Consider the following 22,957-nt stretch of genomic DNA (forward strand, 5'->3'; position numbering starts at 1 on the left):
CCGATGAGGCCTGGTCCCACGAACTCCATGGCCGACGTCGCCGGGCTCAGGGTCGGGCACGCGCAGCGGATCGGCGACGGGTACCGGACGGGAGTGAGCGTCGTGCTCGCCCCGCCCGGAGGGGCCGTCGCGGGGGTGGACGTGCGAGGAGCGGCCCCCGGCACCCGCGAGACCGAGCTGCTCGACCCCCGTAACCTCGTCGAACGCGTCCACGCCATCGTGCTGACCGGCGGGAGTGCCTACGGTCTCAGCGCCGCGTGCGGAGTCATGGAACGCCTGGCCGACGCCGGAGTCGGATTCCCCGTGGCGGAGGGCGTCGTCCCCATCGTGCCGTCGGCGGTCATCTACGACCTGGGGCGCGGCGGCCGCTTCCGCGCCACGCCCGACGGGGCCCTCGGCGCCGCGGCCTACGACGCCGCCGTCGCCTCCGCGCCTGCCCCCTCGTCGGCTCCGGCTCCTGCTTCGGCTCCCTCTTCTTCGGCTCCCTCCGACGCGGCGGCGTCCTCGGCGGTCCCGGGGCTCAACGGGTCCATCGGGGCGGGGACGGGTGCGATGGCGGGCGGGCTGGCCGGCGGCCTCGGGACGGCGAGCGCCGTCCTGCCCTCGGGGATCACCGTGGCCGCCCTCGCCGTCGTCAACGCCGCGGGTTCCGTCCTCGACCCGGACAGCGGCCTGCTGTCCGGCACCAGGTACGGCCTGCCCGGCGAGTTCGACCACGTCCGCGAGCCCGACCACGACGAGTTCCTGCGCTGGCAGCCGCTGAAGGCGCCCTCGTTCAACACCACGATCGGCGTCGTCGCCACCGACCTCACGCTGTCCAAGGCCCAGTGCGGCAAGCTGGCCGGAGTGGCGCACGACGGTCTCGCCAGGGCGATCAGGCCCGCGCACACGATGGTCGACGGCGACACCATCTTCGCGATGTCCACCTGCGGGCGCCCCGGACCCGTGGACACCGACCTGCACGACGTGCTCGCCGCCGCGGCCGACGTGTTCAGCAGGGCGGTCGCGCATGCCGTCCTGCATGCCACCGGCAGGCGGGACGCGCCTGCTTACCTGGATGTGTTCCCGAGCGCACGAAAGCGAGCATGAGGGGGTCGGAATGATGGACGGGCTGCCGATCGGAGACGGATGGGTGCACGTGGGGGAGACCGCCGAGGTCGACTTCCCCTACGACGGCACGACGGTGGCACGCGCGCCCGTCGGGACGGTGGAGCTGGCGAGCAGGGCCGTCGAGGAGGCACTGGCCGTGGCCCCCGTCATGGCGAGGACACCCTCGCACGCCCGCCGTGCCGCGCTGATGGGCGCGCACGACGCGCTGGCCGCGCGCAGGGAGGAGTTCGAGCGGCTGCTGGTCCTGGAGACCGGCAAGCCGCTGGTCGACTGCAAGGTCGAGGTGGCGAGGACGCTGGTCACGCTGGCCACCGCCGCGGAGGAGGTCGCAAGGCTGCACGGGGAGACCGTGCCGATGGACCTGCTGCCTTCCGGGGAGGGGCTGATCGGGTTCTGGACGAGGCGGCCGATCGGGGTGGTGGTCGGGATCACCGGGTTCAACTATCCGCTGCTCCTGGCCGCGCACAAGATCGCGCCCGCGCTGGCGGCCGGGTGCCCGGTGATCGTGAAGCCCGCTCCCTCGACGCCGCTGGCGACGATCGGGCTGGTGGAGCTGCTGCGCTCGGTCGGCGTGCTGCCGAACGCGGCCGTGCAGCTCATCACCGGCGACGTCGAGGTCGGCAGGGCGCTGGTGGAGGACCGCCGGATCGGTGCGGTCTCCTTCACGGGATCCGCCGCGGCGGGTCACGCCATCGCGCGCAACGCCGCGCCCACCAAGGTGCTCCTCGAGCTCGGGTCGAACGCCGCGCTCATCGTGGCGGCCGACGCCGACCTGGAGGCCGCCGCCGACGCGGTGGTCAGGGGCGGCTACTACGCGTCGGGTCAGGCGTGCATCTCGGTGCAGCGCGTCGTGGTCGAGGAGGCGGTGCGGACCGAGTTCCTGGACCTGCTGGCCGCGCGGATGAAGGACGTCGTGGTCGGCGACCCGCGCTCCCAGGACACCAGGGTGGCGGCCCTCATCGACGAGCGGTCCACCTCACGGGTCCTGTCGTGGATGGACGAGGCGGTGGCCGCGGGAGCCGAGCTCGTCGCAGGCGGGGTGCGCGAGGGACGGGCGATCGCGCCGACCGTGCTGGCAGACGTACCCGACGGGGTGGCCGCGTGGGACGAGGAGATCTTCGGCCCCGTGGTGTGCGTCCGCACCGCCGGGAGCCTGGAAGAGGCCTTCGAGACCGTCAACAGGTCGCGGTACGGCCTGCACCTGTCGGTCTTCACCCGGTCGCTGGCGACGGCCTTCGCGGCCATCGAACGCCTGGAGGCGGGCGGCGTGGTGGTGAACGAGGTGCCGGGATTCAGAGCGGACAACATGCCGTACGGCGGGGTCAAGGACTCGGGGATCGGGCGTGAGGGACCCAGGTTCGCGATCGAGGAGTTCACCGTGACGAGGATGGCGATCATCCGGCCCTGATTCGGCCCGCGTCCCACCATTCTCAGAGTTCCTCGGCGACGCTCCGCGACGGCCGTCTCGTCCCCGTCACCCGCCAGAAGAACGTGCCGGCGGACCCGGACCCGGACGCGTGCGAGCAGTTCGCACGGCAGTTCATCGGCGCACTGCGCACCGCCTCGATCCTGCTCGGCGAGCCGTACGGCCCCGGCTGGAACACCCTCCCGGCCTCCCGGCCGGCGGGTGTGGACCACGGCGGTGGCCACGCTCGCCTCCTGTGAACGTCGCCGAGGACCGGGGTTCATGACCGGCTCCATCTGGTCCCTGCCGTCACACCCGCCCCTGTGGTGTCGTCCGGCACCTAGACGTGAAGATAGTTTTCGCGTTTTATGGTGATTGTGGCGAATATCTCGCGCAGGACGGTCATCAAAGGCGCGGCGCTCGTGCCCGCCCTCCCTGCCATGGCCGCGCCCGCCGACCTCGAACAACGGGCGATGGCCATGGACCCCCCGGTGTTCCTGCTGGAGTCCGCCGTCCCCCCGCACTTCAGCGGCGACGGCCTGGCCATCGGCGACCAGGTCGCCGTCTGCGGGAAGCACTCCCTGCGCTGGGACCACACCGAACGCGCCGTCATCACCGTGCGCGCGCCGCTCCGGTGGGCGCCCGACCCGTACCGGCTCGGCGACGACCAGGCCTGGCAGGGGCTCGTCGACGCCTTCTGCGTCTGGATCCACAACGAGACCCTGGTCGACGACGTCGTGCGCTTCGAGTTCGGCAGGGGCTCGAAAACGGACGTGTGGTTCGAGTTCCACCTGAACTACTCGGGCTGGCGCACGGCGTGGGTGCGCTACGCCTACGACATGCACGGCAGGCCCAGGCCCGACATGGACACGCTGCGGATCGTGGCGCCCCGCCGTACCGGCAGGCTCCACCTCGACCAGCTCATGCTGAACGTGCCGCTGCGCCCGGACGCGCCCTGCCGCGACCACCAGTTACCCCTCATCGCCCCCGAGGGCGACGAGTACGACAACCAGCACTGGCAGGCGCTGTACCTGTTCGACCGGTTGCTGGCCGCCAGGAAGCCCGGGGTGAAGCCGCCGACGCCGGAAGAGAGCGAGGCGCTGCGCGCGCTCGTCACCCGCTACCACGACGAGTACCTCGTCGCCCAGGTCAAGCCGAACGTGGCCGCGCTCACCGCGCAGACCGACGCGCTCATGGGCCGCCCCGTGCACGCCTACCAGTCGCAGATCTACCCCGTCGAGATCGCCGCCGAGCTGAAGGCGTTCGTCGACCCCGTCACCCTGCGCGCCTGCACCGACCTCATGAAGACCATCGCCCAGGGCCACCAGGCCAGCCCGGCCGACAGGCCCGCGCTCGCCGCCCTCTACCTGAAAATCGTCGACCACCTGCGCGAGCAGGGATGGACGCGCGGCAGCTGCCAGGGCACGATCCACCACCTCGGCTACGACGTGCGAGGCTACTACGACTCCGTGTACCTCATGCGCGACGCCCTGCGCGCGGCCGGCAGGTTCGAACAGGTCCGCGCCGACCTCGACTGGTTGACGGGCCTCGGCAGGATCTTCCGCGGCTGGAAGCACCGCATGGCCCACGGCTCGATCATGGATTTGTTCAACACGACCTTCCGCGGCATGCTGGCCGCCGTCCTCCTGCGCGACACCGAGGCCGAGCAGGTGGCTTACCTCAAGGCACTGCGCGACTGGCTCGACGCCGCCCTGCTGCCCACCGACGGCATCCAGGACGGCATCAAGGTCGACGGCACCGCCTTCCACCACGTCGGCTTCTTCCCCGACTACGTCCGCGACGGGTTCACCGGGCTCGCCCCGCTGGTGTACGTGATGAGCGGCGGCGCGTTCGCGGTCTCCCCCGAGGCGTACGGCCGGCTGAAGCAGGCGCTGCTCATGCAGCGCGTCTACGCGGGCAGGACGCAGTGGCCGATCTCCATCAGCGGCCGCAACCCGAGCGGCGCCACCGCCCTGTCGATCGTGCCCTTCCAGTGGCTGGCCCCGATCGACGACGAGATCGGCGGCGCCTTCCTCAGGCTCATGCCCGCCTCGCCCACCCCGCAGCAGAAGGAGCTCGCCGCCAGGCTGGCCGCCAAAGGCGTCACCGCGGAGCCGTCGCCCACGGGGAACTGGGCGCTCAACTACGCCGCGCTCACGGTCCACCGGCGCGGCGACTGGCAGGTCACCGTCCGCGGGCACAACCGCTACCTGTGGTCCACCGAGATCTACGTCGGCGCCAACTGGTACGGCAGGTACAACACCTACGGGCAGATCCAGGTCGTGCACCGCGGCACCAACCTGGACAGCGGCTACGCACAGCCGGGCTACGACTGGAACCGCAGACCGGGCGCCACCACGATCCACACATCCCTCGACGCGCTCAAAGGCGACCTGACAGGGGCGATCGAGGAGATGCTGCTCACCGAATCGCGGTTCGGCGGATCGTGCGCCATCGACGGGCGCAACGGGATGTTCGCCATGGACCTTCGCGAACACCCCAAGTACGAGGGCACACACCGAGCGAGGAAGTCGGTGTTCCTGTTCGACGACCGGATCGTGGCACTCGGCACCGGCATCGGCAACGCCGACGGCGCCAACGAGACCGAGACCACGCTCTTCCAGACCACCAGGACGGGCCGCGTCGTCGTGGACGGGACCGACGTGCCCTTCCCCTACGAACGGCTCGACCTGCAACCCCGCTGGCTGCTCGACGACAAGAACATCGGCTACTACCTCGCACAGGGCCAGCGCGTCGGTCTCACCCGCTCGACCCAGTCCTCACGCAACAACGCCACCGAAGCGCCGACCACCGGCGACTTCTCGACCGCCTGGATCAGGCACGGCGCCGCGCCGCGCGCCGCCTCCTACGAATACGCCATGGTCGTCGACACCACCGCCGAGCGAATGGCGGCCTTCGCGGCCGACGTGCCGTACGCGGTGCTCAGGGCCGACGACGCCGCCCACGTGGTCGCCGACCGGGCCACCGGCGTCACCGGCTACGCGATCTTCGAGCGGGTGCGGCTGGCAGGCCGCGTCCTCGAGATCGACACGCCGTCGCTGCTCATGACCCGTCAGGAAGGCGACGACCTCGTCCTCGCGGTCGCCGACCCCGACCTGCGCCTCTACGGCGGCATCGACCACGACCAGTACGAGCGGGGCAGGTACGTCGGCCACTACAGCCCGTGGTCCAGGCCACGGCTGACCAGCCCCAGCCACCCCCACCTGCTGAAGGTCACCCTCGCCGGCCGGTGGCGCCGCGCGGAGGGCCGGTGCGAGACGCGGGTCACCGGCGGCAGGACCGTGGTCGTGTTCGAGACCGTCCACGGCATCCCTGTCCAGGTGCGGCTCAGCCCCGAAGCCTGACACCGCCGCGGTCTCCTTCCCGCCGGGGGTCTGCCCAGCTCGGCGGATGGCTGAGAGCGAGGGGCCGAGCTGGAAGGGGCCGGGCGCGCCCGTCCGGCACCGCTAACAGGGTGAGCACACGCGCACATATGACGCCTCGCCCTCCACGCCTGGCGGTGCGGGGACGGGGCCGTCGTCGACGACACAGCGGGCGAGCCGTACCGGGCAGCGTTCATCTCATGGATCGTGGCGCAGGCGCTCGCGCCAGGGATGTGTGGCGTGCTCGGTCGCCAGCGCCTCATCCAGCCAGCGCCGCTGCCCGTCACTCAGCAGGGGAAGGACCACCTCGAAATCGGTCTCGTCCTTCGGCCGCCTGCTCTTGGACTTGTAGAGCAGTTGCACCTCCGGGGCGAGCCGGTGGAAACCGTCGTTCTCGACGGTCAGCTCGGTCAGCGGGCGGCGGATTCGAGGGTCACGCCGGTAGGGCCATTCCTTTCCGTCGGCCTCGTCCAGCATCAGCTGGAACCGCCACGGCCCGTCCGGATGCTCGCGCACCCATATGTCGTGCGCCGGCTCGGGCAGCACCTCGTCCACTGCCCATGGCCGCAGCGTCCGGGGCACGACTGCGGCGTGGACATCCCAGCCGTCCAGCAGCCGCCGCACCGCGAGCTGATCCCGGCGCAGCCGCGCGATATCCACGTCCTCTTGCTCGCGATACGGATGGCCCACGGCCAGCTCGATCGCGTACCCGCCGGCCACCCACCACGGCGCCGCCAGCCCGCGCATCAGCGCGATGACCTCGTCAAGCGGCGCGGCTTCCCAGGGCCCCCACGGCGTCTCGATCCTCGATCATCCGGAAATCATGCCTGATGCCCTGCAGGGTGCCGATCGTGACTTGTGGTATTTCCGAGCTGATAATCCCATCACACGCTGTCCCGCGCGGAAGGCTGGCCTGTCTTCACCGGCCGCTTCTCCCTGTCGGACCCTTGCCGCTGGCCGGCTCCGAAAGCCCGGCTCGTGAATCCTGGGATCGTCTCGACACGCCCGTCCAAGACCTCCAGGTACACGCCGAGGGCGCCGATCGTCGTGCCCCGCCGACGATTCACCGACGGCGGCCGGCACGCGTTCACCAGGCCCCCCCAGACGGCGGCCTGGTGATGCCGCCGTCGGCGTCGCGCGTGACGACCGCTGATAGGGCGTCTGCGATCATGAGCCGTCAATATTGCGACGATCACCGAAACCACCTGGTCTCTATACTGACCCGTGTGAGATCAGGAATGGTGGCCATTGCGCTGGCCGTGCCGTTGTCGCTGCTGAGCTGTGGCTCCGCGACGGCGGGATCGGGCGGTGAGATCGCCGCCGAGCCTGGAAAGGTCTTCACGCTCGCGTCCGGCGATACCGCCCGCCTCACGGGGGCGGAGCTCACGGTGACGTTGACGGGCGTGGGCCAGGACAGCCGCTGCCCCACTGGCGTGCAGTGCGTGTGGGAGGGCGATGCGGTGGTGAAGGTGCGGGTCACCGCCGGAACGGCACCGCCCGCCGATCACGAGCTGCACACCAGCGGCAGGTTCGAGACGGCGATTACCGTCGCCGGGCACGAGCTACAGCTCGTCGATCTCAAGCCGTACCCCAGGTCGGGCGCTGCCCCAAGCGCCGACCGCTACCGGGCCGACTTCACCCTCACGCCGCGCTGACGGTGAGTCGCCCCCAGGGTGGGGCGCCGAAATCGAACATGTCATGAACCCCGCTGGGCCGCGAGAAGCGACTACGTGAGAGCCTTCTCCCGCGCCCCACGCGCCGCAGCGGGGAAGATCTCGTCTAGTTGCTCGCGAGTTCACCTCAGTTTCTCCGCCGGGAAGGGCTTCCAGCGAGGGTTGACGAGCGTGTCCGCCACCAGCGTCCTGTCGTCGTGCGGATCTCGATCTCGCCATGGCCGGGACGCCAGGCCATGCTCGACTACGCCTCACCCGTTGCCCTGTTCGCCTCGGGCGCGGAGGCAGCCGAGCATGGCCTGGCCGAAGCCGAGCACCCCAGCACGCAGGCCGCCGAGACCATCGCCGAGATCACCCGCGTGCGCGGCGATCTCCACTCCGCCGACGTCGCGCGGGAGCGGCGCGAGGGCGTGGGCGAAATCCGCCGGGATCGTGACCTTCAAGGCATATCGGTCCGGGTGTGGCTCAGTTGGGCGGGTTGAACCTGCCGTCGACCGCCGTCCAGCCGCCGTCCACGTAGAGGACCGAGCCCGTGACGAAGCTCGCCGCGTCTGAGGCCAGGTAGACGACCGCGCCCGCCATCTCGGGGGCCTGCGCCCACCTGCCGAGCGCGGACTTGGCGGCGTAGGCGTCGTACCAGGACGGGTGCTCCTTGATCTGCCGGGTGAGCGGCGTCTCCACCACGCCGGGGGCGATCGCGTTGACCCGCACGCCGGACGGGCCGAACTCGGCCGCAGCGGTCCTCAGCAACTGGACCAGGCCCGCCTTCGTCGCCGAGTACACGCCCTGGCCTGGCTCGGTCACCGACGCCCTGATGGAGGCGAAGCCGACGATCGAGCCCGTTCCCCGCTCCACCATTCCGGCGCCGAACGCCCGGACCACCTCGAACGAGGCGCGCAGGTTGAGATCGACGACACGCTCGAACTCCTCGGCGGAGTAGTCCAGCAACCGCTTGCGCACGTTCGTGGCGGCGGTGAACACCAGCACGTCGACCGCGCCCAGCTTCGCCGCGGCCTCGCGGACCGCTTCGCCGTCGAGCACGTCGAGCCGCAGGGCCGTCCCGCCGCACAGGGCCGCGGTCTCCTCGGCGGAGGGCAGGTCACGGTCGGCGCACACCACCTCGGCGCCGTGCGCGGCCAGGGCCAGAGCGGACTCCCTGCCGATGCCGCTCCCCGAACCGATGACAACCGCCCGACGCCCGTCAAGCCGGAACAACCGCTCGTAGTCCATGCCCGTCACTTTATCCACTGGTCCGACCAGTGCACTAGGTGCCCCGAGCCGTCACCCATCCCTCGCCCGTTCGCCCGTCACTCATCGCCCGTAACCCGTCGTCTGTCACCCGTCGTCTGTCACCCGTCGTCTGTCACCCGTTACCTGCTGCCTGTCACGCGTTGCCTGTCCCCGCAGCCCGCAGCCCGCAGCCCGCAGCCCGCTCCTCGCTGTCCTGCCTTGGCCGCTGCCCGCGGCTCGCTCCTCGATGTCCTACCCCGGCTTACTGCTCCCGGCTTGCTGCCCCCGGCTTACTGCCCACTCCTCCTGCCCGCGGGCCACAACCCGGCTCGCGGCTCGGTGCCCACTGCCCACTGCTCGCGGGTCGCGGGTTAGGCTGCCCGGATGCTGATCGAGGAACGCCCGCGAGGCGATGGCGAACTCCAGGCTTTGCTCGACGCGGCATTCGCCGAACTGGTCGCCCGCTACGGGCCCGAAGGAAGGTCGGGCGTGGACCCCGCTGCCCGCTTCCTCGTCGCGGTGGCCGACGGGGCAGCCGTGGCGTGCGGCGCCCTGCAGCCCGTGGACGCGGCGACGGGCGAGGTGAAGCGCATGTACGTCCGCCCCTCGCACCGGGGACGAGGAGCGGCGCGGGCACTGCTGAAGGCGTTGGAGGCGCTGGCCGCCGCCACGGGGTACGAACGCGTCCGCCTCACCACGGGGATCAGGCAGCCAGAGGCGATCGCGTTGTACGAGAGCTCGGGGTACACGCCGATCGCCGCCTACGGGAAGTACGTCGGCGAGCCGACCAGCCGTAGCTACGGGAAGGAGCTCGGGCGGTAGGTCAGAGCTTGCGGACGTTCGTGGCGACGAAGTCGAAGCTGTCCTGACTCCGTTCGACGAGGTCGAACTCGACGGTGTCGCCGGGGTGCAGCTCCCGGAATCCTTCGGCGACGATGTCGCTGAAGTGGGCGAACGCGTCCTTGCCAGGGGGAAGATCGGGGGAGGAGATCGCACCCCAGCCCTTGTCGGACTTCCAGAACTTGACAGTGCCTCGGGTCATGGACAGAGATCATCTCACGTCAGGCCAGACACAGGTGGACGTTGCTGCAATACCGAGTACGTGCCCTTCTGTCGACGAAAGCGACAAGAAGAAGTCGTCAGGACGACTACGAGCGAGAACATCGGGTTCCCCTGTATCGAGACCTCTGGCCTCCGTTATGAGAAAGCCTTGTTCTTCCCAATGTCGCTTAACGCGCTGCGCGATGCTGGCAAAGCGAGCTGGAGGGATGCCGCGCAGGTAATACCGTCGGTTGACGATGAGTCGACTCTCTGAACCCCCGTCTGTGGCTCCGACACAGTAGCGCCGATTGACGCTGGGTCGGAAGATCTCGAGCCGTGGCTGGGGCTCGACGACAGCCACCGTGTCACGAATGAGCTGCTCGACACGTTCGGTGGCTTGCTGTTCGTTCATTGTCCGTGTCTCCGCACATCCGGCCAGGAATAGCAAGAGAAGCCCGATGATCCGTGTCACGGTTGCTCTTCCGCTTTCGTAGTGACCTTGTGGTAGTTCCCGTTGACAATGTGTGCCAAATTTCGAAGGGATTCTGATTCGTCGTTCCAGTAGTCGGAGTGGGCCTTGAAGGTCAGGTAGAATGGGCCGTCCTCGACGTAGAACCGGCGTGCCCCGAAGCTGTCGTCGCCTGGGTCGTTGCCGAAGCGTGCCAGGTCCGCCACCGGATCTCCCGCCGCCTCTCCCGCCCACACGCGTCCTGGCCCCACTCCCAGTTCCTCCGCCCGCCGGACCCCCACCCCCGGGCTTCCCACGAACACCAGGTCGTCGGCGAATCGTCCGGGGCGCAGTACCGCCGCCTTGCCCGTCACCAGTGAGCCGTAGCTGTGTCCCAGGATGGTCAGGTTCGCCGTGCCGGAAGGCCCGTGGCTCGCGCGCAGGCCGTCGGTCAGCGAGGCCAACGCCCGCGCCCCCTTCTCCGCCGCCCCGTCCGTCGCCACGCTCCGGCCGGGGACGTTCAGCTGCCAGTCGATCTGCGGCGCCCGGTAGCCGAGCCACGCGATGGACGCGATCCTCTGGGACGGGGCGAAGAAGTGCGCCTGGTCCCAGAGCACCGCCGCCCTGTTCAGGTCGCTCCCGTAGGAGGCGAGCGTCGTGTTCAGCCCTGGGACGTACGCCACCACCCGGTCCGCCTCGTCGGGGTCGCCGAAGGAGATCACCGCCTGTCCGAGGGCCCGGGTGTCGAACGACAGCAGGTACGCCGGAGGCCGGCCGTTCCTGCCGCCCTGCGCGAGCCCCTCTTCGATGGCCTTCACGTGGTCCAGCTCCCGCATCACCCTGTCGAGGAGGGCGGGCCAGGCCAGTCGGAGATGCGGGTCGGACGGCACGGTGGTGAGGAGCGCCGCGAGCCTGGCCTTCTCGCCCGCCAGCAGTTCCCTGTTCGCCCGGTCGCGAAGCGTCACGGGCAGCCCGTCGAGCAGTCCGAGGCCGGGCAGGGCCTTGGCCGCCTGGTCGCGGGCCGCCGTGTCGAGCATGCGCCACCACGCGTTCACCCGGGCCGCGAGCGTCGGGTCGGTCGCCTGCCGCTGCAGGTCCAGCAGTCGGGCCAGCGCGGCCGTGTCACCGCCCGCGACCGCTGTCAGGAGGGCGGTGGCGGCCGAGGGGGCGTGCCCGCCGTACAGGCCGAAGGCGACCAGGGGAGCGGGGGCCAGGTCGCCGCCGTCGCGCAGGATGAGCGCGAGGCGGCGGCGCAGGTCGTCGGCCTGGGCCGCCGACCACGAGCCGATCGCGGCCACCTCGGGCGCGCCGAGGCTGACGGCCGCGCGCGGCAGCTCGCCTGCCGCCGTGGTGAGGCCGGTGATCAGGCGCCGCAGCTGGGCGGGTTCGACGCCGGAGAACGCGCCGTGGACGGCGGTCATGCCGGTGGAGGGCCGGGCCAGCGAGGGGACGGCGTCGCCCTCCTTCGCGAGCCTGCCCAGGGCGGACTCCAGTGCGGCGGTGAGCGCGGCGCGCTGCCGGGCGAGTTCGGCGGCGAACGCGGGAGCGCCGCCGCCGACCCATGCCTGCGCCGCGATGGCGCGCGCGGGCTCGTCGAGGAGCCCGGCTGCCTCGGCGGCATGCCGTACGGCATGCTGAAAGCCCACCATGGCCACAAAGAGTAGCCGGGCGACTACAGGGTCAGCCGGTGGATTCCAGCAACGCGGCCGCCCGTTCGCGGTAGTCGGCCACGCCCCGCAGCTTGACGTGCTCGTAGCCGCGGATCACGTCGGGCAGCTCCGCCAGCTGGAGCACCTTCTCCTCCGGCGCTCCCGACGACAGCGCGCTCAGCACGTCGCGGGTGTACTCCTCGGCTAGGGACCGCTCGGTCCTGCGCACCTCGCCGAGGCCGAACACGTCGAGCTTGGTGCCGCGGAGTTTGCGCATGCCGTACAGGGCCTTGAACGCGGGGTCGAACCACGGGCCGAGGCTGAGCTTGCGCTTGAGTCCGAGCGCGCGCAGGACGGGCGGGTGCAGGTTGTAGGCCACGCGCGTTCCCGGGCCGAACTCGGCGGCGATCCTGGCGCGCTCGGCGGGGTCGAGATGGAGGCGGGCGACCTCGTACTCGTCCTTGTAGGCCATCAGCCGATGCAGGTGGACCGCGTAGGCCTCGGCGACCGCGCCGGGCGAGAGCGCGTGGACCTCGCGGACGGACGCCAGGTAGCGCAGCGCGTAGCGGGGGTTCTGGTAGGCGACCAGGTCGGGCACCCGTACCGCCAGCAGCCGGTGCAGCTCGCTGCCCTCGCCCGCGAAGGCGATCTGCCGCAGCACCTCGGCCGCGGGTTCGGCCACGGTGGGCGCAGGGAAGAGGGCGTCCACCGCGGACGGGGCGGCGATCACGGCGCGACCCCAGTGGAAGGCCGCCGCGGACCTGCCGAGCGCCTTCTCCATCGACTCCAGCGACAGCGGGATGAGCCCGAGCTGCCACGCCGCGCCCAGCACGATCGTGTTGGCCTGCATGTGGTCGCCGAACAGCGCCTGCGCGAGCCGTTCGGCGTTGAGCGCCACGACCGAGCGGGCGCGCGCCTCCAGCGCGGTCAGCTGCGGCCCGAGGTCGGTGACGTGTGTGGCGGGGTCGAGCACCATGCCGCCGGTAGGCGACAGGTGGGTGGAGACGACCGCCACCGTGCGCGAGGGCGAGCAGGTGCGCAGGTGCTTGGGATCGGTCGCGCCGATCACGTCGAGGGCCAGGTAGGCGTCGACCGAGGCGGCGCTGGCCTGGCCGGTCCTGTCCTCCTCGCCGTCGAACAGGCGGATGTCGGAGACGACCGTGCCGCCCTTCTGCGCGAGCCCCGTCTGGTCGAGGCCGCGCGACTGGCGTCCGTCCATCAGCGCGGCCTTGCCGAGCAGCCGCGCGACCGACACCACGCCGGTGCCGCCGATGCCGACCAGCCTGATCGTGGTGTCCCTCGAGTGGAGGTCAGGGACCGGCATCTCGGGCGGCGCGGGGGCGGCCAAGCGCTTCTTCGAGCCGGGGACGATCGTCAGGAACGAGGGGCAGTCGCCGTCGACACACGAGTAGTCCTTGTTGCACGACGACTGGTGGATCTCCGTCTTGCGGCCGAACTCCGTCTCGACCGGCAGCACCGACAGGCATTCCGACTTCTGCCCGCAGTCGCCGCAGCCCTCGCACACGCGCTGGTTGATCGCCACGCGCTTCACCGGGTCGGGAAGCTCGCCCTTCTTGCGCAGGCGCCGCTTCTCGGCGGCGCACTGCTGGTCGTGGATCAGCACGGTGACGCCCTCGACGGCGGCCAGCTCCCGCTGCGCCTGTTCGAGGTCGGCACGGTCGCGCAGCGAGGCGATCGGCGACAGCCGTACCCCCTGGTAGCGGGAGAGGTCGTCGGCCGTGACGATCACCTTGCGCACGCCCTCGAGTTCGAGCCAGCGCGTCAGCGACGCCACCGACAGCGCGGGAGTGATCGTCTGGCCGCCCGTCATGGCCACCGCGCTGTTGTAGAGCAGCTTGTAGGTGATGTTGACGCCCGCGCCGACGGCCGCTCGGACGGCAAGCGATCCCGAGTGGTGGAAGGTGCCGTCGCCGAGGTTCTGGAAGATGTGGCGCGTGCCGGTGAACGGCGCCTGCCCGATCCACTGCGCGCCCTCGCCGCCCATCTGGGTGAGCCCGGCAAGATCGCCCTTGCCCTCGGGGTTGAGCACGATCATGGTGTGGCAGCCGATGCCCGCGGCCACGACCGAGCCTTCGGGGACCGCGGTGGAGCGGTTGTGCGGGCAGCCGGAGCAGAAGAACGGCGTGCGGGCGGGGCCGAGCAGCTTGAGCGGCTCGCGCCGGCGCGGCAGGTCGATGGACAGCCGATCGGCCAGAACCCTGGCGACCAGGTCGGAGTCAACGCCGCCGTGCTGCGGGATCACCGCCTTGCCGGTGACGGCGGGCGGGTTCGGCGTGCCGTACAGGACGTCCTTGACCAGGCCCTCCAGCAGCGGCGCCTTCTCCTCGACGACGATGATCTCCGACAGTCCGCGGGCGAACTCCTGCACCGCCGTCGGCTCGAGCGGCCAGAGCATGCCGATCTTCAACAGCCGGACCTCGTCGGTGAGCCCGAGCTTGCCGAACGCCTCGCGCACGTCGTAGTAGGCGGTGCCCGCCGCGATCACGCCGATCGTGGCGTCGGGTGCGGGGACGGTGATCTGGTTGAGGTTGTTGTCGCGGGCGTAGGCGCGGGCCAGCTCCAGGCGCGGGCCGACCAGCGTGCGCTCCATGTCCAGTGAGTACGGCGTGAGCAGCATCGCGTCGGGTGTGTGCCGGTACGGCTTGCCCTGCCACATGATCTCGGGCATCACCGGCTTGACCCTGTCGGGGTCGAGGCTGACGGTGGCCGTGGCGTCGACCACGTTGGCCACCGCCTTGATCGCCACCCACAGGCCGCTCGCCCTGGACGCCGCGATCGCGTGCCTGCCGAGGTCGAGCAGTTCCTGGACGGTGCCGGGGTAGATCACCGGCATGCCGAGCGCGGCGAGCGTGCTCTCCGTGGCGCTGGGGAGGGTGGAGGACTTGCAGGTGGGGTCGTCGCCGCAGAGGGCGATCAGCCCGCCCTCCGGATGGGCGCCGACGAAGTTGCCGTGCCTGAACGCGTCGGCGGCCCGGTCGACGCCCGGGGCCTTGCCGTACCAGACGCCCAGGACGCCCGCCTTGCGCGGGTCGGGCAGCGAGGGGACGAGCTGGCTGCCCCAGACCGCGGTCGCGCCCAACTCCTCGTTCTGGCCGGGACGGTGGACCACGCCCTCGGGGGTGTTCCTGGCCAGTTCCTGGTCGAAACCGCCCAATGGCGACCCCGGATAGCCGGAGACCATCGCGCCTGTGTCCAGGCCCGCCCTGCGGTCCGCGGCCAGCTGGTCCGCGATCAGCCGCACCAGCGCCTGCGTACCACTCATGAAGGCGTCGCTCGTCATGACGTGAGATTATTTCAAGGGTCGAGGTATTCGATGTCAATACTTGCGGTGGTTTACGCCCTGGTTAGCATCTAAGGTCATGGATGCTACGGATCGCGCAATTCTTCGCCTTCTGCAGGAGGACGGCAGGCTCAGCAACATCGAGCTGGCCGACCGGGTCCGGCTGACGCCGTCGCCGTGCCTGCGCAGGGTGCGCAACCTGGAGGAGTCCGGTGTGATCTCCGGATATCGCGCGGTCGTCGACGCGCCGTCGGTCGGGCGCGCCTTCCAGGTCCTGGCCTATGTCGAGCTGGAGGGTCAGGACGCGGAGACCGTCACCGCCTTCGAGTCGGCGGTGATGGAGGTGGAGGACGTCATCGAGTGCCTGCGCATGTTCGGGCGGCCCGACTACGTGCTGCGGGTGGCGGTGGCCGACATGGACGCCTACAGCCGCCTCTGTCTGGAGAAGCTCGGCCGCCTGCCCGGCCTCGACAAGCTCACCTCGCAGATCGCCATGAAGGCCATCAAGCCGGGCGGCTCGCTGCCCCTGTGACGCCCAGACGCAGTCGGTGCCTGCGAGCCGGCCGACCGGCTGCCGGCCTCGGCTCACGGCCGGGCTTCCCGTCAGGCCGTCACAGGCTGGACAGCTCGCCGACGCTCAGCGCCCGCTGATACGCGCGGGTGCTGGCCTCGAGATCACCGCACTGTTCCAGTTCGGCGGCGCTGTCGGCGAAGGCCTTCGAGGCGCGAGCCGGTGCCTGCATCTGTTCGAGCTGTTCGCCGACGCCGGCCCGTACCTCCGCGGCTGCCTGCGTTTGCTCGCGCGCCCGCAGCGTGTCCGCGGTCAGCAGCTGCGCGTCGGCGACGAGGTTGAGCGCGGCAGGGTGGCGGGCGGCGATCTCCTCAGCCTGCCGGGCCGCCGCTGTGGGGTCGCCGGCCAGGAGGTCGGTGCGGGCCAAGGACAGCTGGCAGTAGGCCAGGTCGACCGCGCTGGCCGCGCTGCCCGCCAGCTCGCTCTGCGCCGTGAGCAGCATCTGACGAGCTCTGGCGTGCTCGGCCGGGCAGTTGGTGAGCAGGTTCTCCGCAAGCCGCGCCCGCAACCGGCCGGTCGAGCGAGGATCGCTGAGCTGGGCATGAGCGGCCAGCGCTCGATCACCCAGCTCGCCGGCCCGCTGCGCGTCGCCGTCCATGGCCGCGACCGTCGCGCCGTTCCAGCAAGCGGCTCGCAGGGCACGCGGTGTGCCCAGCTGTTCGGCGGCGTCGAGCAACTGGGCGGCCAGTGCCCTGCACGTGGCCTGCTCTCCGCGCTCGATGTAGGCGGCCAGCAGGGTGGCGCCGAGTTCGATACCCCGGTCGGTCCAGCCTCCTGGCAGTTCCCTGGAGAAGGTGATCTCGCCGATGTGGACGCTCGCCGTGAGGTCGCCCACCTCGCGAAGGCATCGGCACAGCGCCAAGGCGACCCCGATCCGATGCTCGGTCTCTTCGCGATCTTCGTAGGCCATCGGCGGCAGCTGCTCATCCAGAGGAGCGAGGACGTTCATCAGATGCGTCAGGCGCTCGATGGCCTCGGGCAGGTCCCCGTCGGCCTCCTCCGCCAGGGCCAGCCCGAGTTCGGTCTGTCGCCACAGGTCTGGGCGGCTGCCCAACGCTGGATCGCCGGCAAGCGTGGCGTATCGGACGCGGGCCTTGGCGGACATGCCTTGGGCGAGTGCCTCGTCCGCGCCGGCGAGCTCCTGCCTGATTTCCGCGCTGCGGCCGGAGCCGAGGCCATGGCGGAGCACCAGCGGCGGGCATCCCAGCTTGGCGGCCAGTTCCGCCAGTTCCCTTGCGGTGGGGTCGACGCCGTCTTCGATCAGCATGAGCCTTCGGGCCGAGAGCTGGGGCCCGCTCAGCTCTTCCAGCGTCAACCGTCGCTGGTGTCGAAGTCCTCGAAGGAGCGCGCCCGCATGCATGTCGGTCAGCATTCCACCGCCTTGGTCGTGACCGCCTCGCCCATGTCGATCAATGCCAACCGATCGTAGACACAACTCGGGCAGACCACCACCTTTGGTGGCACAACGCCCAGGGGCTCGGTCCGGGTCGGCCCGTCCGCCGGCGCTGGAAGCCGAAAGGTGATCACATTGTGGAGCAGCCATTGGGCTGTCACAATCGGGCGGGTCAGCAAGTTGCGCGACCGCGTGTCGACATGAAGGAAAGCAGGAGGTTCGCTGTGCGTTCCCGCCGACATCGCGTCCTTGCCCTCAGCGCTCTCGCCGCGGTCGCGGTGCTGTTGACCGCCACGTCGGCGGCCGCCGACACCGAGCCCGGCACGGCTCCGACAGTTGTGGGAGCCGTGGGCAACCACTGCTGCTGAGCGACTGCCTGGAAACGAGGCACTCGACGGCGAGACAGGCGCCGCCGCCGATGGGTCGACGGTTCCACCATCACGAGAATCGACGGCGTGGACCACAGCGGCGTCCCCCGCGTCGCCGGCCGGGACTCCCGAGGACCATGTGAGTCTCCGTCGATACTTCTACGTCGGCTTCCGGGCTCGCGGATGAGAGTGTCAGCCCCCAGGGCCGCCAGGCTTCAGCTCGTTCAGGCTTGTTCAGCCGGTCGCCCTTCAAGGAGTTCGCGGCCCAGGCGAGTGAGGGTGTGGTGGACGGCGGGGCCGGTTCGGCGGCTCGTGAGCAGGCCCGCGTCACGGAGGGCGGTGGCGTGCTGGCTGGCCGACGGCAGGGATATGTCGAGCCTGCGGGCGATCTCGCTGGTCGTGGCGGCGTCGGCGGCGGTTTCGAGTACGGCCGCGCGGGTGCGGCCGAGCAGGGCCTGTAGCACGCGGGGGCCGCGGCCGGGTGGAGCCCACGCGTCGGCGAAGTCGGACAAGGTGTCGACCGCCGGGTAGAACAGCAGGCCGGGAGCCGCCTCATCAAGGCTGTTGCACATGTATCTCGGGCTGGGCCAGCAGAACAGCGAGGGGATCGCTATCAGTCCCTGACCCTTGAGGTGATAGTCATGCGCTTTGTTCGGCTCGTCGGAGATGTGAAGCACCGGGGAGCGCCAGACCACGCTGTGGTGCAGGCCGGTCAGCAACTGCTCCACGCCGCCGGTGCACAGGTCGCGGCCGCGGACCGCGTTGACGGCGTCGAGATGCGCCGCGATGGCGTGCTGGCTTGGCCCGACCGCGACGGCGTCGACCTCCCGGATCGCGGCCGCGAGTTCGGTGAGCGCCGCCGGGTCACCTGCGGCCAGGTCGGTCGCTCGGGTCGGCAGATCGCCTCTGTTCAGGCCCGCGAGTTCGTGGCGTAGCTGCGTGCGGGGAGCCGACAGCAGTCGTTCCACGCTCGCCTCCAGCGAGGAGTTGGGACCCACCACGGTGAACAGGTCCAGAACGGGGCCTTGTCCGGGGTAGAGCTGCCCGAGTAACCGCGTATGCGGGCTGAGCCGTCGCCGGACCAGCCGCCGCCAACCGTCGAAGATGCCTCTGCCGTCTCGCCTGCTCAGCAGCCGCGTCGCGAACAGCGCCTCGGCGAACGGCCATGGCGATGTCGCGACCCTGGTGCGGGCGAGATCCTCGGCGGTGAAGTGAATGCGCAGCATATGTCACCCGTCTCCATGCCGCCCCACGGCAGTCCGGTGGTGCCTGCGACATGGTCACAACTATCTGACCTGGATGTTTCAGCCAGGACCAAAGGGTCCTTCAGCGCCGTACACGATATCGACAGACTCGCCTCACAAGGAACGAACAGGACAGTCCTGATGAGAATCGTAGGTTTCATCGGGTCTGCTCATCAACACGTTCTCACCCTCGACAGTCACTCACCCACCAGTCCATCAACACGGTGAGCCCTTTCAACCAGTCACCGCAGGCCGGCCAGGACGCGCAGGCTGTTCCGGCTTCGACGGCCTGGCCCTCGCACAACAGGAGCCAGTCCAGGCTGACGCGACTCGATCCTGATCGGCGGGTCGTGCGGGTCGGGGTGAAAAGAGTTCCTTCTGTCATTAACGCCGATTTTCTCGTGATCCGGCGAAAGTGGGCGTTGAGCGGCAATCGAGGAACCGGGCGGAAAGGGGTTGACGCACCTTGACCAGCCGGTCGCGGAGTATCGGCCGCAAAACACCCGACACAGGGTCAGACGTGCTGCTATATCTCGCTCGATCCTGGCCAGGTCGGCAGATTTGACCACGCCCTCTACTCTTTGTGAAATCTCGTGTTTGCCAGAAACTTCCGCTCTGTGCTAAACGATCTGCGGTGGATAGGGACACGGAAGTGAACGACACTCCGGACGGCGCCACAGCGCAGGCGCTGCGACGACTGCGCGAGGCGGGCGGGGACGGCCGCTCGCTCGACCACGAGAGCCCGTTGGTGATCCGCCGGGCGTCCGTCGCACGGATGCAGGCAGGTGAGCGCCCCACGCTGCTCGCCGAGGAGTACGGGTTCACCCGCGGCACGCTCCACCACGACGGGGAAGCCGGCGTCCCGTCGGGGGAGATGCCCACGGCACCGCCGGCGGCGATGACCGACACCCGCGGATCGAACGGCAGGCCCGGGCAGCCTGCCGGGTTCTGCCGTCCGCCTGATGGAGCTCTGCGCCCCGAGCCTCTGCCCGCGCGTCCCGAGCCGACGCCGGAGCACCTGCGGGCGTTGCCCGCGGCGATACTCGCCGGTCCCCAGGCTGCTGGATTGCCCGGCCACCTGTGGACATGGGAGCTGGTCGCCGCGTACGCGGCCCGCGAGTTCGGTGTCAACCTCTCCGAGCAGCGCATCCGCCAAGCGTTCGCCGAATTACAGCTGTGGCCGGGAAACGGGCTGGCCCGGCGCAGGAGGATGCTGCGGCACGCGCCCGACTGGTGGGCGGGCGGGCTCAGCGACCTGGGCGAGCGCGCGGCAGCGGACGGCGCGATGCTGCTCGTCGCGCAGGCCGTACCCCTGCCGTGGCAGCGGATGCTGATATCGGCCTTCTCGCCCGCACGCTCTGGCCCTACGTGGTTCGCGATCGTCGCCAGGGACTCCGACAGCCATACGCGGGGCGCGGAGCTCCTGCGGACCCACTTCGCGCGCCCGCTCCAGCTCGTCACCGATCCGCTGTCCACCGCGTCAGGGCGCGCCTTCCAGCAGGTGGCGGCGCCGCTGCGCGCGATACCGCTGCCCGACAATCCCCGCCACCAGCTCAGGTACGCGACGATCGCGCTGGAGCAGGCCAGGTCCTGGCTGAGCCGGCGCAAGGACGAGCACAAGGCCGCCACAGCCGCCTGCGCCGCCGACCGCGAACGGGAGAACGCCGCCCGCCAGGTTCTGTGCGAGCAGGTGGCGCGTGCCCGCGCCGCCGGCACCGGCACCGACCTGGTGGCCGCGGCCGCCGAGCTCAAGCGCAACGACGTGCACAACATCTGCAAGCGGACACCGGTGGAATCCGCTACCGCCCTGGCCGCACGCTCGCCCGCCGTGCTGAAGGAAGTCGCCCGGGCGGCGGGCGCGTGGCGCGCGGCGGCCGAGCGCACCCGGCGGGCCAGGCGGCGGCGCGACCAGGCGGCCGACGACTACCGGGCTGCCCGCCTGGACGCCCAGGCGGCCCGCGAGCAACGCGATGCCATGATCCTGCTCTGCCACGACCTGTCCCAGCCGACGATCGAGGAGATCGCCGAGGTGGCGGGCGTGTCCACGAGGCTGGTCCACCTCGTCGTGGACACGGCGCCGCGCCCGGCCGACGAGGGCGCGGGCCATCTGTCCCGCCTCGACCGGGCCGTCGGGCGCTGGCGCGACGAGCACGAGCGGCTGCGGGAGCTGCGCGCGGAACGCGATCGCCGCGCCGAGGCTCGGCGACGGGCCCGCCGGCAGGAGGTCGGCCTGCGTAAGGAACGCGACGAGACGATCCAGGCCTGTCGGCGCGCCGGCGTGCCCGGCGTGCGAATCGCGCAGGAGGTGGGCCTGGAGTTGGCCGGCACCCTCTCGCGCCTGGCCGGCCCCACGCGCGGCGGCCGGCCGGATTCTCCCGATGCGGGTCAGCGCGAGATCGACCGTCTGCGTGAGGTGTCCGGGCGCTGGCGCGAGGCCAAGGAACTGCTCGACCGCTGCAACGAAGCGCTGGTCCGTGCCGAGGAGCTCAGACGGAGCAGGAGCACAGTGGCCGCGCGGCTGCGACTGGGGCGGGACGAGGCCCTGCTGGACTGCCGCCGCAAGGGCGTCACGCTCGCCGTTCTCTCCGCGCGCACCGGCCTGGACTCGCGCACCATCCGCGAGGCCACGGCCTCGCCGCCCCTGTCGCAGGAAACGGCCTCGCTCTGACTGACCTCCGAGGAGGATGAGCGAGAGTTGATCTTTGGTTCTGCGGGCTGGATCGCGTGGCCCTGGACACGCCGGCCGGCAAGCGCCGATCGGCTACCCGTCTGGGGCGGGCGGTGCAGTGGGGCACGGTCCGCATGCCTGGCGTGTTCCTGACCGAGGCGCCAACCGAGGTCCCGGTCAGGGCGGTGGAGTTCGTCACGCGCAGATCCTCACCGCGCTGGAGCCGGCGGCTGAACCGGCCGGGCGCCTGGCCGAGCTCTCTGGCGCGCTGGAGGGCGCCTGCGCCCGGGTGCTGGATGGGCTGGGCGGCAACACCGCGGTGCAGTTCGGCTGCGGCTGGACGACCCGGTGGATCCGTGGCTGCCCGAACTCGCCGACCGGAAGGTGCTGAAGCGGGCCGACGGCCCGCTGGAGGACACCGTGCCGGCGCGGCGGCCGATCACCGTGCGGGACCTGCTCACCTCCACGTGCGGGCTCGGACTGGATATGACGGCGCGGACCGCTCCGATGATGAGCGCGTTCTTCGAGCAGGGGGTTTACGGCCAGGAGGACGGATGGCTGTTGCCCGGACCGGGACCGGATGAGTGGATGCGCCGCCTGGGCACGCTCCCGCTGATGTACCAGCCCGGAGAGCGGTGGCTGTACAACGTCAGCGACGACGTGCTCGGCGTGCTGGTGGCCAGGGTCACCGGCCAGTCGTTCGAGACGTTCCTGCGCGAACGCATCTTCGATCCGCTGGGCATGAAGGACACCGGTTTCCACGTGCCCGCCGACAAGATCGACCGGCTGCCGCCCCTGTACGCCCCCGATTGGCAGACCGGAGAGTTCCTCGTGGAGGACGAGGCCGAAGGGGGACACCACAGCCGGCCTCCGGCGTTCCAGTCAGGCGGCGGCGGACTGGACTCAACCGTCGACGACTATCACGCCTACTTCCGAATGCTGTTGAACAACGGGATGCACGGGACCCAGCGGATCCTGTCCCGGCCCGCCGTTGAGCTGATGACCACCAACCGCCTCACACCCGAGCAGACCACCGCCCTGCAGGCCTGGGCCCGTAGCGTCGTCCATTTGTCGCACGGCACGGGGCAGCACGGCGGCTGGGGCTTCGGGATGGCGGTGCGCGCCTACCGTGGTGACTACGCGCCCATCGGCCAGTTCGGCTGGGACGGCGGAGCCGGCACCACTACATACGCCGACCCCGACAACCGGCTCGTCGGCATCCTGCTCACCCAGACCGGGATGTCCACCCCGGATTCGACGCGGGCCATCCACGACTTCTGGACCACCCTCTACCAGGCGATCGACGACTGAGCCGCCTACCTCGCATATCGCACGAGCGATCCGCAGGAATCGTCGGGGTGGCGGCTCGCCGTAGCCATAGGAGGTCCAGGCCGTGAAGGCCCGACCTGTCCTCCGGCAGGCCGATCGCCGGACGCGGCGGGGACGGCTCTGGAGACCCGGATGCCGACCGCG

At 70.6% G+C, this 22,957-nt stretch carries 18 protein-coding genes and 1 pseudogene; 12 read left to right on the top strand and 7 right to left on the bottom strand.

Features of this window, described 5'->3' with window-relative positions; all coding sequences use genetic code 11:
* Positions 1-3 precede the first annotated feature (3 nt).
* The 4 genes from ACFSKW_RS26315 to ACFSKW_RS26330 all read left to right on the top strand — a co-directional run bounded on the left by ACFSKW_RS26315 (position 4) and on the right by ACFSKW_RS26330 (position 5,880).
* Complete coding sequence (locus tag ACFSKW_RS26315) at positions 4-1,089, top strand: P1 family peptidase (RefSeq protein WP_379575107.1); 1,086 nt, start codon at positions 4-6, stop codon at positions 1,087-1,089.
* A gap of 10 nt (positions 1,090-1,099) precedes the next feature.
* Complete coding sequence (locus ACFSKW_RS26320; RefSeq protein WP_379575109.1) at positions 1,100-2,518, top strand: aldehyde dehydrogenase family protein; 1,419 nt, start codon at positions 1,100-1,102, stop codon at positions 2,516-2,518.
* An 83-nt stretch (positions 2,519-2,601) separates the two neighbouring features.
* Positions 2,602-2,775 (top strand): hypothetical protein, encoded by a 174-nt coding sequence (locus ACFSKW_RS26325; RefSeq protein ID WP_379575110.1) that lies wholly within the window; start codon positions 2,602-2,604, stop codon positions 2,773-2,775.
* Between the two features lie 117 nt (positions 2,776-2,892).
* Entirely contained in the window at positions 2,893-5,880 is a 2,988-nt protein-coding gene (locus ACFSKW_RS26330) for a chondroitinase family polysaccharide lyase (RefSeq protein WP_379575111.1), read from the top strand.
* Between the two features lie 216 nt (positions 5,881-6,096).
* Here the strand turns inward: ACFSKW_RS26330 and ACFSKW_RS26335 are convergent, their stop codons facing one another.
* Positions 6,097-6,702 (bottom strand): nucleotidyltransferase domain-containing protein, encoded by a 606-nt coding sequence (locus ACFSKW_RS26335; protein WP_379575209.1) that lies wholly within the window; start codon positions 6,700-6,702, stop codon positions 6,097-6,099.
* Positions 6,703-7,124: 422 nt separating this feature from the next.
* On the opposite strand from ACFSKW_RS26335, the gene ACFSKW_RS26340 reads away from it, so the two are divergent.
* Complete coding sequence (locus ACFSKW_RS26340) at positions 7,125-7,553, top strand: hypothetical protein (RefSeq protein ID WP_379575112.1); 429 nt, start codon at positions 7,125-7,127, stop codon at positions 7,551-7,553.
* Positions 7,554-7,768: 215 nt separating this feature from the next.
* Entirely contained in the window at positions 7,769-8,053 is a 285-nt protein-coding gene (locus tag ACFSKW_RS26345; protein WP_379575113.1) for a hypothetical protein, read from the top strand.
* Here ACFSKW_RS26345 and ACFSKW_RS26350 read toward each other — a convergent pair.
* Positions 8,037-8,801, bottom strand: coding sequence for an SDR family NAD(P)-dependent oxidoreductase (locus ACFSKW_RS26350; RefSeq protein WP_379575114.1), 765 nt, complete (start codon positions 8,799-8,801; stop codon positions 8,037-8,039). The genes ACFSKW_RS26345 and ACFSKW_RS26350 overlap by 17 nt on opposite strands.
* Positions 8,802-9,185: 384 nt before the next feature.
* On the opposite strand from ACFSKW_RS26350, the gene ACFSKW_RS26355 reads away from it, so the two are divergent.
* A complete protein-coding gene (locus ACFSKW_RS26355; protein ID WP_379575115.1) occupies positions 9,186-9,623 on the top strand; it encodes a GNAT family N-acetyltransferase in 438 nt (145 codons plus the stop codon).
* Between the two features lies 1 nt (position 9,624).
* On the opposite strand, the gene ACFSKW_RS26360 is transcribed toward ACFSKW_RS26355, so the two are convergent.
* The 3 genes from ACFSKW_RS26360 to ACFSKW_RS26370 all read right to left on the bottom strand — a co-directional run bounded on the left by ACFSKW_RS26360 (position 9,625) and on the right by ACFSKW_RS26370 (position 15,240).
* Positions 9,625-9,843 carry a cold-shock protein gene (locus ACFSKW_RS26360; RefSeq protein WP_379575116.1) on the bottom strand — a complete coding sequence of 73 codons (219 nt, stop codon included), beginning with the start codon at positions 9,841-9,843 and terminating at the stop codon, positions 9,625-9,627.
* 467 nt (positions 9,844-10,310) lie between these two features.
* Positions 10,311-11,939 carry an alpha/beta hydrolase gene (locus ACFSKW_RS26365; RefSeq protein WP_379575117.1) on the bottom strand — a complete coding sequence of 543 codons (1,629 nt, stop codon included), beginning with the start codon at positions 11,937-11,939 and terminating at the stop codon, positions 10,311-10,313.
* Between the two features lie 31 nt (positions 11,940-11,970).
* A complete protein-coding gene (locus ACFSKW_RS26370) occupies positions 11,971-15,240 on the bottom strand; it encodes an indolepyruvate ferredoxin oxidoreductase family protein (protein WP_379575118.1) in 3,270 nt (1,089 codons plus the stop codon).
* Positions 15,241-15,319: 79 nt separating this feature from the next.
* Here ACFSKW_RS26370 and ACFSKW_RS26375 point away from each other — a divergent pair, with 79 nt between their 5' ends.
* Positions 15,320-15,772 carry an Lrp/AsnC family transcriptional regulator gene (locus ACFSKW_RS26375; RefSeq protein WP_379575119.1) on the top strand — a complete coding sequence of 151 codons (453 nt, stop codon included), beginning with the start codon at positions 15,320-15,322 and terminating at the stop codon, positions 15,770-15,772.
* A gap of 79 nt (positions 15,773-15,851) precedes the next feature.
* Here the strand turns inward: ACFSKW_RS26375 and ACFSKW_RS26380 are convergent, their stop codons facing one another.
* Entirely contained in the window at positions 15,852-17,183 is a 1,332-nt protein-coding gene (locus ACFSKW_RS26380; protein ID WP_379575120.1) for a hypothetical protein, read from the bottom strand.
* 245 nt (positions 17,184-17,428) lie between these two features.
* Between ACFSKW_RS26380 and ACFSKW_RS26385 the strand changes: the two genes are divergently transcribed.
* Positions 17,429-17,572: a hypothetical protein gene (locus ACFSKW_RS26385; RefSeq protein ID WP_379575121.1), complete on the top strand. Its 144-nt coding sequence runs from the start codon at positions 17,429-17,431 to the stop codon at positions 17,570-17,572.
* A 224-nt stretch (positions 17,573-17,796) separates the two neighbouring features.
* Here ACFSKW_RS26385 and ACFSKW_RS26390 read toward each other — a convergent pair whose 3' ends face one another.
* On the bottom strand, positions 17,797-18,798 hold the full coding sequence (locus ACFSKW_RS26390) for an ArsR/SmtB family transcription factor (RefSeq protein ID WP_379575122.1): 1,002 nt from the start codon (positions 18,796-18,798) through the stop codon (positions 17,797-17,799).
* A 670-nt stretch (positions 18,799-19,468) separates the two neighbouring features.
* Between ACFSKW_RS26390 and ACFSKW_RS26395 the strand changes: the two genes are divergently transcribed.
* The 3 genes and pseudogenes from ACFSKW_RS26395 (at position 19,469) to ACFSKW_RS26405 (ending at position 22,795) form a co-directional block, all read left to right on the top strand.
* The gene (locus ACFSKW_RS26395; protein ID WP_379575123.1) at positions 19,469-21,484 is read left to right on the top strand and encodes a hypothetical protein; all 2,016 of its coding nucleotides are present in this window, start codon (positions 19,469-19,471) and stop codon (positions 21,482-21,484) included.
* Between the two features lie 56 nt (positions 21,485-21,540).
* A pseudogene (locus ACFSKW_RS26400) lies at positions 21,541-21,687 on the top strand (DUF4158 domain-containing protein); the annotation flags it as partial.
* 133 nt (positions 21,688-21,820) lie between these two features.
* The gene (locus ACFSKW_RS26405) at positions 21,821-22,795 is read left to right on the top strand and encodes a serine hydrolase domain-containing protein (RefSeq protein ID WP_379575210.1); all 975 of its coding nucleotides are present in this window, start codon (positions 21,821-21,823) and stop codon (positions 22,793-22,795) included.
* The last annotated feature ends 162 nt before the right edge of the window (positions 22,796-22,957 follow it).

It is taken from the genome of Nonomuraea mangrovi, from assembly GCF_042681425.1.
Classification (GTDB): Bacteria; Actinomycetota; Actinomycetes; order Streptosporangiales; family Streptosporangiaceae; genus Nonomuraea; species Nonomuraea mangrovi.

Excerpts from the sequence above, each read along its gene's own strand:
- ACFSKW_RS26350 (WP_379575114.1), bottom strand. The coding sequence starts at position 8,801 with ATGGACTACGAGCGGTTGTTCCGGCTTGACGGGCGTCGGGCGGTTGTC.
- ACFSKW_RS26355 (WP_379575115.1), top strand. The coding sequence starts at position 9,186 with ATGCTGATCGAGGAACGCCCGCGAGGCGATGGCGAACTCCAGGCTTTG.
- ACFSKW_RS26375 (WP_379575119.1), top strand. The coding sequence starts at position 15,320 with ATGGATGCTACGGATCGCGCAATTCTTCGCCTTCTGCAGGAGGACGGC.
- ACFSKW_RS26370 (WP_379575118.1), bottom strand. The coding sequence starts at position 15,240 with ATGACGAGCGACGCCTTCATGAGTGGTACGCAGGCGCTGGTGCGGCTG.
- ACFSKW_RS26360 (WP_379575116.1), bottom strand. The coding sequence starts at position 9,843 with ATGACCCGAGGCACTGTCAAGTTCTGGAAGTCCGACAAGGGCTGGGGT.
- ACFSKW_RS26390 (WP_379575122.1), bottom strand. The coding sequence starts at position 18,798 with ATGCTGCGCATTCACTTCACCGCCGAGGATCTCGCCCGCACCAGGGTC.
- ACFSKW_RS26320 (WP_379575109.1), top strand. The coding sequence starts at position 1,100 with ATGATGGACGGGCTGCCGATCGGAGACGGATGGGTGCACGTGGGGGAG.
- ACFSKW_RS26315 (WP_379575107.1), top strand. The coding sequence starts at position 4 with ATGAGGCCTGGTCCCACGAACTCCATGGCCGACGTCGCCGGGCTCAGG.
- ACFSKW_RS26380 (WP_379575120.1), bottom strand. The coding sequence starts at position 17,183 with ATGCTGACCGACATGCATGCGGGCGCGCTCCTTCGAGGACTTCGACAC.
- ACFSKW_RS26365 (WP_379575117.1), bottom strand. The coding sequence starts at position 11,939 with ATGGTGGGCTTTCAGCATGCCGTACGGCATGCCGCCGAGGCAGCCGGG.